Origin of the sequence: Rhodococcus sp. EPR-157 (assembly GCF_001647195.1) — a bacterium.
Classification (GTDB): Bacteria; Actinomycetota; Actinomycetes; order Mycobacteriales; family Mycobacteriaceae; genus Rhodococcoides.
Genome location: NZ_LVCV01000138.1, coordinates 1 through 10115 on the forward strand (window position 1 = coordinate 1; position 10115 = coordinate 10115).

Sequence of the window (10115 nt, forward strand, 5' to 3'; positions counted from 1 at the left end):
TGTCCGGTGGTCAGCGTCAGCGGCTGGCCCTCGCGCGAGCACTCGCGGCGGAGCCTCCGGTACTCGTGTTGCACGATCCGACGACGGCAGTCGACGCCGTCACCGAGCACGCGATCGCGGAAGGCATTGCCGCGCTACGCCACGGCGACGAGCGTCGTCACACGACCATCATCGTGACATCCAGCCCGTCGCTGCTCAGTGTCGTCGATCGCGTCGTCGTCCTCGACGCAGGCAAGGTTCTGGCCGAGGGCACTCACCAAGACTTCGCGCAGAACGACGAGCGCTACCGCGATGCCGTCGTGCGCTGAACGCGCCATGGTGGTATGGCTAACCTAATCTGACTGTGTAGAGTGCTTGATTCAAGCAGTAACGTGCTCGGATGAGGCCGGAGTGTCCGCTCTGCACCGAACTGTTGCGTTTACTTCGGGAGCACGTCCATGACTACGGTAGCGAGCACGCCAGGTGGCGACAATCACCGGGAAGGACCGGTTGCCGGGCAACTGGAGAGTCCGACCACTCCCGGCGGGCTGGCCAAGACCGATGCACGGCGCACTCTCGGGCTGTTCGTCGTCATCGGCCTTCTGTTTGTCGTCTGCTTGCTGAGTATCGCGGTCGGTACCAAGTACATTCCACTCGGCGAAGTGTGGAACGGCCTCGTCGCGTACGACGATTCGAACAACGCCGTCATCATTCGTGAACTGCGTTTGCCGCGAACGATTCTCGGCCTGATCGTCGGGGTCGCGCTCGGAGTCAGTGGTGCGCTCATTCAGGCGATGACGCGAAACCCGCTGGCCGACCCCGGAATTCTCGGGGTCAACGCGGGTGCGGCGTTCTTCGTGACACTGGCGGTCGGGTTCTTGGGATTTTCGGGAATCTGGTCGTACATCTGGTTCGCGTTCCTCGGTGCCATTGTCGCGACCGTCGCCGTGTACGCGGTCGGGTCCATGGGGCGAGCCGGCGCAACGCCCATCAGGCTGACATTGGCAGGTATCGCTCTCGGTGCGGTGTTGGGTGGCATCACGACGGGGTTGACGCTGCTCGACCCGGAGGCGTTCGACAAGATGCGCTTCTGGGGAGCGGGGTCGCTGTCCGGCCGGGGGCTCGACATCTCCTTCGCCATCAGCCCGTTCGTGGCTATCGGACTTGTCCTTGCATTCGTCATCGCGAGGCCGCTCAATGCCATCGCGCTCGGCGACGATCTCGCGCATTCGCTCGGTGCCAAAGTGAGGAACACCCGGGTCATCGGAATAGTCGCGGTGACCCTGCTTGCCGGTGCGGCGACGGCCGCAGCTGGACCCATCGGCTTCGTCGGGTTGATGATTCCGCACATGGTTCGGTGGTTCGTCGGTCCCGATCAGCGCTGGATTCTGCTGTACACCGTGGCAGCGGCGCCGTGCCTGTTGCTGTTGTCCGATGTCGTCGGACGCATCGTGATCAGACCGGGTGAGCTGCAGGTGGGCATCGTGACGGCGTTCGTCGGTGCGCCGGTTCTGATCTTGCTGGTCCGTCGCAAGAAGGTGAGTGGCCTGTGAGCGGAGCCTGCGGAGTGAATCGGGGGAGGTTGTGACTCTTGTGGAGCCGGTGCGTGGTGATTCCGAGGTCGACTTCGGTCGCCGAGTACGCATTCTCCGGTTCGCCGACGACAGGATCAACGGTCGAATCGGCGTCCGACCCGTGCTCGTCTGCGCGATCCTGGTTCTGTTGTCGTTGGTGGTGTCGGTCTTTGCGCTTGGAACGGGTGATGTGTCGATCCCGCCCGCAGAAGTGCTTCGCGCAGTGTTCTCCGATGCTCCGCGATTCACCGAGGTCGTCGTCATGGAATGGCGATTCCCGCGCGTCGTACTTGCTTTGCTTCTCGGTGGCGCACTGGGTGTGTCCGGTGCGATCTTTCAGTCGTTGACGCGAAATCCGTTGGGTAGCCCTGACATCATCGGGTTCGACACCGGCGCGTACACCGGGGCGCTCATCGTCATACTGACCGTGAGCGGCGGCTACTATCAGACCGGCGCGGGCGCGCTCATCGGCGGAATCTGCACTGCAGCAGTGGTTTATCTGCTCGCGTTCAAGCGGGGAGTGCAAGGATTTCGCCTGATCATCGTCGGCATCGCTGTCAGTGCGGTTCTTGCTTCGATCAACACGTGGCTCATCATCAAAGCCGATCTCGCCGACGCCATGGCCGCGGCCGTGTGGGCGGCGGGCAGTCTGAACGGTTCGAGCTGGGCGCAGGTGGGGCCGGTCGTCGTCGTATTGATGGTCATCGCACCGATCCTGACCGTCGTCGCAGGACGACTGCCCATGCTGGAACTGGGTGACGACGCGGCGAAAGCCCTGGGCATTCGTGCCGAGCCGACTCGTCTGATTCTGATCGTCCTCGGTGTCGCCCTGACCGCAATGGTGACCGCCTCCGCCGGACCTATTTCGTTCATCTCGCTTGCAGCACCGCAGTTGGTGCGCCGGCTGACCAAGACTGCGGGTGTCGCGCTGATTCCGTCGGCCGTCATGGGCGCATTCCTGCTCGTACTGAGCGATTGGGCCGCCCAGCGACTGTTCGCGCCCACGCAGCTGCCGGTCGGTGTCGTGACCGTGTCCATCGGTGGGGCGTACTTCGTGTGGTTGTTGGCTCGGGAAGGTAGAAAGCAGTGACGCAGGCTTCGGAGAATGGAGTGAAGGCGCAGGTGCGGCTGCACGCCGACGACGTGACGATCGGCTATGACAAGCGCATCATCAGCGAAAACCTGACGGTCGAGATTCCCGACGGCAAGTTCACCGTCATCGTCGGGCCGAATGCATGTGGAAAATCGACTCTGTTGCGGGCCCTTTCGCGGTTGCTCAAACCGGAAGCGGGTACCGTCCTGCTCGACGGCAAGGCGATCTTCTCGTATCCGGCGAAAGAAGTTGCCCGACGCCTTGGACTGCTGCCGCAGACGTCCATCGCTCCCGACGGAATCTCCGTCGCGGATCTCGTTGCGCGCGGACGTTATCCGCACCAGAAGCTCATTCGGCAGTGGTCGAGGGATGACGAGGCTGCGGTGGTGTTCGCGATGAAAGCGACCGGTGTCTCGGAGCTCTCGGGCCGACCGGTCGACGAGCTGTCCGGGGGACAGCGTCAGCGAGTCTGGGTGGCCATGGTGTTGGCGCAGCAGACGCCGCTGATGCTTCTGGACGAGCCGACGACGTTCCTCGACATCGCGCATCAGATCGATCTGCTCGAGTTGTGTTCTCGACTCAATCGCGAGCAGGGCAACACCTTGGTCGCGGTGTTACACGATCTCAATCATGCTTGCCGTTATGCCGACCACATCATCGCGATGAAGGACGGACAAGTCGTCACGGTCGGTGCGCCGGGTGATGTCATCACGGCTGAACTGGTCGAATCGGTGTTCGGATTGCCATGCCGCATCATCGAGGATCCGGAATCGCACACACCGCTCGTCATTCCGCTTGCGAGGCGCTGATCGACTGCGGCTCCGCCGCAGTGGCACGGTTAAGTGCAGTGGGGTGCACTCAACCGTGCCACTGGCGCGGAGCGCCAGGAGCGATACGGTGTCACGGTCACGGCAAGTCGGCGTCGTCTATCTCGACGCTGTCGAAGTGGACCAGAGTCGGGAGTAGCGTCCGCAGGCGGACAGGAGCTCGTCGTGACTGCCCTCTTCGATCACCTTCCCCTTCTCGAGCACTATGATTCGGTGGCAGACACGTGCCTGCGAGAGCCGATGGGCGATCACGATCGCCGCGCGCCCGGCCAGTGCGCGAGAGGTTGCTTCGTCGAGCAGGGATGCGTTTCGCGAATCGGCTTCGGCGGTCGCTTCGTCGAGTATTGCCACCTGTGGGTCGTGAAGTACCAAGCGAGCCAGCGCGAGCAGCTGAGCATCGGCGCCGCTGAGGCGGCGGCCTTCCTCGCCGAGCACGGTGTCGAGTCCGTCGGGGAGCGATGTCACAAGCGCGTCCGCGCACACAGTGGACAGGGCCGCATGTAGATCCTCGTCCGATGCACCGGGCGCTGCAAGGGCGAGGTTCTCGCGCAGCGTCGCGGAGAACACACGGCCTTCCTGGCTGAGGTACGCGATGTCGTTGCGCTCGACGGTGGTGCGAATGCGCCCGATCGGTTCGCGGACGCCCGCGACGAGTTTGGCCAGCGTGGTCTTTCCCGACCCGGTCGATCCGACGATGGCAACGCGCTCCCCGGCGTTCAGGGTCATGGTGATCCCGTCGAGGACGAGGTGGTTCGGTCGGTAGGCGAAGCGAATGTCATCGACGTGGACGAGCGGATCGTCACTACCTGAGTCCGGTTGTGCGGTAACGGTTGTCGGAGATGTCTGGACTGGGTTCCGGGTGACCCCGACCACCCGGGCGAGTGACGCGGCGGCGGACTGCAGATCGTCCATGACGAACATGAGCATCGAGATCGGACCGGTCACCTGGAGAAACAGAAGCGAAGCGGCTGTGATCTGTCCGAGGGTCGTCCCGTATAGAGATGCGAGCAGGAAACCGCAGCCGAGTATCAGTAGCAAGCAGATCGCCTCGGCTAGGCTGATGCGGCCGAAGAATCGGTTCTGCATGATGCGGGCTCGCACCTCCCACTGCGCGACATCCCAGGTGGCGGAACGGATGCCGTCGACGCGAGCAGGTCCGGCGTGGAACGCGGTGACGGTAGGCAAAGCGGTGAGGGTGGTGAGTACCCGCTCCCCGCGGGTGCTGTCCGCCGACCTCAGCGCACTGTACACCGGGGGAACCGCGGGGAGATACCAGCGGAGCGCGCGGACATACAACGGCATTGCCAGCAGGAACGCGATACCGAATCGCCAGTCGATCGCCGTCGTTCCGATGACCGTGAGCACGATGGTGAAGATCGCCGACGCCAGGGTCGGCAGGATGCCCGGGAGGTCGTCGGAGACCGTGCGAGTGTCGGTCGCCGCGTGGGTGACGATGTCGCCGACGCCTATTCGTTCCACTTCGGCCTCGGGTAGATCGAGGGTTGCGGAGATGAACTTCTCACGTAGTTCGGCGACCATCGTATCGATGACGCGTCCCAGCGCGACGATGCCGAAGAACTGCACGGCGCCTCCGGCGATCGCCGCGACGGCCAACGCAGCCAGCTGCCACCAGACGACGGAGGGGACCCCCGATTCGCCACGGCCGGTTACGGTGTCGACTATCCATCCGATCGTCAACGGCAGAACCAGTGACGCGGTGGAGGCGATCAGCAGCAGCAGTGTGATGCCGCCGATATGCCACCATCGTCCGGCCGCGAGCGTGGCTATCTCTGTGCGCATCTGTCGCCAGTCGGCGACCGGGAGGCGTTGTTCGTGGTGTGGTGTCGACTCGGTGGCGCTACTCATGACGCAGATTTCTGTGCCATTGCCGCATGTCCGAGGACGATGCTGCGGTCTGCAACGGAATGGAACGCAGGCGAGGACGTGAGCACGATCGTGGTGAAACCTTCACGCGCGCTGCGCATGTTTTGCGCGATGTCGTGTTCGGTCGCCGAGTCGACTGAGTTCGTCGGATCGTGCATGACCAGTACCGGAGCCTGCCGATACAGCGCGCGCGCGAGTGCGACGCGCTGACGCTGTCCACCGGACAAGGTGCGTCCACCGTCGCCGACCCGGGTGTTGTATCCGTGTGGCAGTTCGCTATCTAGGCTGTCGCAGCGCGCGTCGGTCAGTGCAGCCAGCGCCCGAGAGTGTTCCTTCGAACCGGCCTCGACGCGTTCGGTGGTCACGTTCTCGAGCACCGTCGGCTCGAGGAGATCGGACTGGTGAGGTGCGACCAGGATCGTGCGCCTGACCTGAGTCGGAGCGTGTTCGCGCAGCGGGCGATCGTCGAGCGTGACGTGGAGTACGTCGGACTCGCGCTTCCGCGAGGTGAGAGTCAGTGCAGCGACCAGCCTCTCGGCATCTACAGCGATCGGGTCGATGGCCACGAACTGACCCGGACCGATGATCAGGGCTTCGACCAGGGAGGGGCCGTGTATTCGAAGAGTCGGTGCGGATGCGACGTCGGCTGTGCCGAGGGCCTCGGGATCGGGGTCGATGTGTAGTCGGTCCAGGACGCGGCGGCCGGAGGCGAGAACCTCCGCGCCCAGTGTCACGGCCTCCTCGATGAGGATTCGCAGCGGATCGAGAAGCACCTGGGCCATGGCTGCCGCAGCGATGAGCCCGCCGATGGAAATCGACCCGTCGAAGGTGAGCACTGCGGCGACGACGGTCACGACGCCGGCGAACAGGCCGGTCAGGGCAGTGTTGACGCCGATCAGCGCGCCTTCTGCTTTGTTGGCGGCCAGCGTTCCTCGCAGTGCTGCTCGGCTCACGCCGCGGTAATGTTCGGCAGCGGCGCGCTGCGCATGGATTCCGGCGATGACGCGGTATCCCGAGACCAGGTCGGCGGCAGCGCCTGCGGCGTCGGCGATGCCTTCCTGTTCCTGTTCGGCACGAACGCGCAGGGGCCTGGCGATCATTGCCATCACTGCCAGCAGCAGTGGCGACCCGATGACGACCGTCAGGCCCAGGATCGGGTGGATCGTGAACAGCGAGAACGCCGCAACGACGATAGCGACGAGGTTCCCGAGTGGATAGATGGCGAAATATATCGCGCTGCTGGTTCTATCGCTGTCGGATGTAGCGACGGATAGCAGTCGCCCGGGTAGTTGCGGCCCACCTGCGGTGCCTCGCACGTCCAGGATCCGCTCGACGACGCGTGCGGAGAGCTCGTACTTCGCTCTCTGTACCGCGTACCAACCGATCCGCCCGCCGAAGCGGTACGTCAGGTTGATCACGACATAGAGCCCGGCAATCACCGCGATCCACCGCAGGAAGTCGCCGATGGCGTCCCCCGCGGGGGTGCCGGTCGTGACCGGTCCGATGCCCTGGTCGATCGCCGCGCCGAGTGCCAAGGGAACCAGCGTGATCGCCGTGTTGTACAGGACCAGGAGCAGGCAACCGAGGGCTGCGTGCCAGCCGGCGGACCTGACGATGGAGGCCGCCAGTCCCATTGGAGACATGCTCTCGCGGATGATGATTCGGCGTTCCGGCGGGGTGTCGGGGATGTCGAAGAAGACAGGAAGGTGCTTGGGCGGATTCCACGCTGCCCTTTCCTGGGAGGCCTCGGTCATGTGCAATTCGCTACCGCGTCGGACGTCCGCGGAAGGCAGTTGGGCCAGCGCGTGTGGCGAGCCATGCTGCGGATCGGGTGGACTTCGTTGCTTCTCGCGCCGCGAACCACGGTGTAGTTACTCCATCGGATGGGTCAGGTGGATCGGCATCCACAGCGTCGATTAGTGAGGACAGCCTAGCCTGATATGGTCGCAACTGGTCGGTCTCGTGACCGGCTGTGTCGGCTGCTGCTTCATCGACCTGCTCGTACGCCGTCTCCGGCGGAAGCGTCGTCCGCGTTTCAACTGCACGATCGATTCCGAGAGGCCAAGTCTTGTTCGACTCACCATTTCACCGCAGCAGCATTCGCGCGGTTGCCGCGCTCGCGGCCGTCGCTGCACTCGGTCTCGGCGTGTCCGCGTGCAGCAGCGGTGACGGCTCGGGTAGTGCTGACGATTCCGCGACGAGCGACACGCGCGTGATCTCCACCGACCGCGGCGACATCGCCGTTCCGGTAGATCCACAGCGTATCGCGGTGCTGTCTGCAGGTCTGGCAGGCTACCTCTTCACTCTCGACGCTCCGATCGCCATCACCGACACTCGGCTGCTCGGGGTGACCAACCTGGACGGCGGTTTTCCGCCGCAGTGGGCGGACAAAGCCGAGGCGCAGGGAACCGAGGAGTTGCCGGCAGGTGAGACTCTCGACATCGAGGCGATTGCGTTGGCCGAGCCCGATCTGATAATCGGTGGTGGGCAGGGCTTTTCCGCAGTGCTCGCAGGCGAAGCCTACGACCAGCTCGCGGCCATCGCACCCACTGTGCTCATCCCGTCGTCGGTCAACACCTGGCAGGGTGAACTCGAGGCGGTGGCCGACGCCGCTGGAGAAAGCGACAAGGTCCGCGGCCTCGTGGAGGCGTACGAGGACAAGGTCGCCGAGGTCGGTGCCGCGATCACCGCCCCCGGACTACCGGTGGCGTACTTGCTGTCGCTCAGTACCAACGAACCGGCGTTCATCCCACCGTCGGCCGCGTTGCCGGAGCTGTTGGCGAGCGTCGGTCTATCGGCCGACGACGTGCTGGCCAAAGCCGACGACCCCGAGCTCTACGGTTCTGGAGATTCGTTCATCATCAGCAACGAGCTGCTGTCGAAGGTTGGTGATGCTCCGACCATGTTCGTCGTCCCGGTCGCTGGTCGTACCCTCGATCAGCTCCGGGCGGACCCGTTGTATGCCTCGCTGCCGGCGTTCGCGACCGGCGAGGTCTTCGAGCTTCCGGCTACCAGTTACCGCCCGGACTACGACGGCGTCATGGACACGCTGGACCGCGTCCAGCAGTTGTTCACCAGCTGACAGGCACACGAGAGCAAAGGGAGTAGTTCGATGGCTGGGACCGTCCGTGAGGTCGAGGTCTTTCCGATCCGCATGCGAGAGCTCGATGTACTGCGGGTCGAGGACGTCACTCCTGGCATGCGACGGGTGACGGTCGGGGGTCCATCGATGGATCAGCATGTACGGGACGGAATCGTGATTCCGGCGGTGCGCACGAGTGGTTTCGACGACGACATCAAATTGCTGCCCGCCGATCCGGTTACCGGCACGCTTCCGTTCGAGGAACCTACGAACTCGGCGGACGGGACTGTCGACTGGCCGGCGGGTTCGTTCCAGTACTCCCGGACCTACACGGTGCGTCGATTCGACCGTGATGCTCGTGAGATGGACATCGATTTCGTCGTCCACGCGGGCGGCCTCGCTGCCGAGTGGGCCAACCGGGTGGGACCCGCGGAGAAGATCTTGATTGCCGGACCGAAGCACTCGTCCTCACTTCCCGTCGGGGTGGACTGGATGCTTGTCGCGGGGGACGAGACCGCTCTGCCTGCAATTGCGCACTGCCTCGAAAAGCTCCCCTCGGATCTGCCCGCCACCGTAGTGATCGAGGTCGCCGAACCAGCACATCGTCAGGAGCTGCTATCCGACGCCGACGTGGACATCACGTGGCTGTACAGATCCGACAATGGTGGCGAGTCGCGGCTGGCGCAGACCGTGCAGGACGCACAGTGGCGCCGCGGCCAGCCGTATCTATGGGTGGCAGGGGAGTCGACGACGGTCAAGCCGCTCCGTCGATGGGCGAAGCACCACACGAACCTGGACAAGCGGTTCGTCGAGATCGCAGGATACTGGCGTCGCCGTGACATCGCCGCCGATGGTGACCGCGCCGCGGATGTGGCAAGTGCCGGCGAGTCGCTGCACGAACTTTCTGAGTTGTTGCCACCGCTCGTGATCAGAACGGCAGTGACGCTGGGAGTATTCTCTGCCGTCGACGGAGGTGCCGACTCGGTCGAAGAGATCTCCGCACACTGCAATTCGCATCCAGGAGCAACGGCGAAGCTACTACGGCACCTTGTGCTCATGGGTCTGCTGACCGTCGACGCTGGGCGCTTCTCTGCGACCGAGAAAGGGGCGATCCTCGCCGACGACGATGGGCCTGTTGCGCAGGCACTGAACTTCGACAGCATCCAGACGCGACTGGACATGGCATTCATGGGACTGGTCGACACTGTGCGCACAGGCAGCCCCGCGGCTGGTCACGGATTCGCCGACAAGGCCAGTGAACCCGGTTTCACGGCGGGCTTTCACGAGGAATCTGCATTCGAGGCGTTGTACCGATCACCGGCACTCCCCACCGCAGTCGACCTCGCCGACGTGGACAGTGTGGCTGTGTACGGCGAAGGAGCAGGTGTCTACGCGGACACTCTGGCGAGGCTGCTACCTCGTCTCGAGATCTATCTCGTCGGACTGCCGGCATTGGGAGACAGGAACTTTTCCGATATCGTCGAGTCTCGCCGCGGGCGGGTCACGCGTATCGATTCGAGTGAGTTCACGCCTCTCGCACAACCTGTCGACCTGGCTGTGGCCGTAGGCGTCGTCGACACGATGCCAGATCCCGACGCGATTCTGCTGATCGCAACCCTTGCTCGTTCGGCGCGGCGCGTCGTACTCGTCACTGACCTGCTCGACCCGTCGACCAC

General features: G+C 64.1%; 8 protein-coding genes. 6 read left to right on the top strand and 2 right to left on the bottom strand.

All coding sequences use genetic code 11. The features are described from left to right. From A2J03_RS05495 to A2J03_RS05510, 4 genes are all read left to right on the top strand, one after another. Positions 1-308 (top strand): ATP-binding cassette domain-containing protein (locus tag A2J03_RS05495; protein WP_156520218.1); only part of this gene is annotated, 308 nt, incomplete at its 5' end. Between the two features lie 129 nt (positions 309-437). Further along, positions 438-1532: an iron chelate uptake ABC transporter family permease subunit gene (locus tag A2J03_RS05500; RefSeq protein ID WP_068370556.1), complete on the top strand. Its 1095-nt coding sequence runs from the start codon at positions 438-440 to the stop codon at positions 1530-1532. 31 nt (positions 1533-1563) lie between these two features. Continuing rightward, positions 1564-2643 (top strand): FecCD family ABC transporter permease, encoded by a 1080-nt coding sequence (locus A2J03_RS05505; RefSeq protein ID WP_068370557.1) that lies wholly within the window; start codon positions 1564-1566, stop codon positions 2641-2643. Positions 2644-2663: 20 nt separating this feature from the next. Then, on the top strand, positions 2664-3455 hold the full coding sequence (locus A2J03_RS05510) for an ABC transporter ATP-binding protein (RefSeq protein WP_068370562.1): 792 nt from the start codon (positions 2664-2666) through the stop codon (positions 3453-3455). Between the two features lie 117 nt (positions 3456-3572). Here A2J03_RS05510 and A2J03_RS05515 read toward each other — a convergent pair whose 3' ends face one another. Continuing rightward, positions 3573-5339 (bottom strand): ABC transporter ATP-binding protein, encoded by a 1767-nt coding sequence (locus A2J03_RS05515; protein WP_068370558.1) that lies wholly within the window; start codon positions 5337-5339, stop codon positions 3573-3575. Next, positions 5336-7111, bottom strand: a complete 1776-nt coding sequence (locus tag A2J03_RS05520) for an ABC transporter transmembrane domain-containing protein (protein WP_068370560.1) — start codon at positions 7109-7111, stop codon at positions 5336-5338. Before A2J03_RS05520 ends, A2J03_RS05515 begins: the two co-directional genes overlap by 4 nt. 314 nt (positions 7112-7425) lie before the next feature. On the opposite strand from A2J03_RS05520, the gene A2J03_RS05525 reads away from it, so the two are divergent. Together A2J03_RS05525 and A2J03_RS05530 are read left to right on the top strand one after the other, a co-directional pair. Further along, the gene (locus A2J03_RS05525; protein ID WP_068370563.1) at positions 7426-8439 is read left to right on the top strand and encodes an ABC transporter substrate-binding protein; all 1014 of its coding nucleotides are present in this window, start codon (positions 7426-7428) and stop codon (positions 8437-8439) included. Positions 8440-8469: 30 nt separating this feature from the next. Next, the coding region (locus A2J03_RS05530) for a siderophore-interacting protein (RefSeq protein ID WP_068370561.1) at positions 8470-10115 on the top strand (1646 nt) is incomplete at its 3' end.

Excerpts from the sequence above, each read along its gene's own strand:
- A2J03_RS05500 (WP_068370556.1), top strand. The coding sequence starts at position 438 with ATGACTACGGTAGCGAGCACGCCAGGTGGCGACAATCACCGGGAAGGA.
- A2J03_RS05515 (WP_068370558.1), bottom strand. The coding sequence starts at position 5,339 with ATGAGTAGCGCCACCGAGTCGACACCACACCACGAACAACGCCTCCCG.
- A2J03_RS05520 (WP_068370560.1), bottom strand. The coding sequence starts at position 7,111 with ATGACCGAGGCCTCCCAGGAAAGGGCAGCGTGGAATCCGCCCAAGCAC.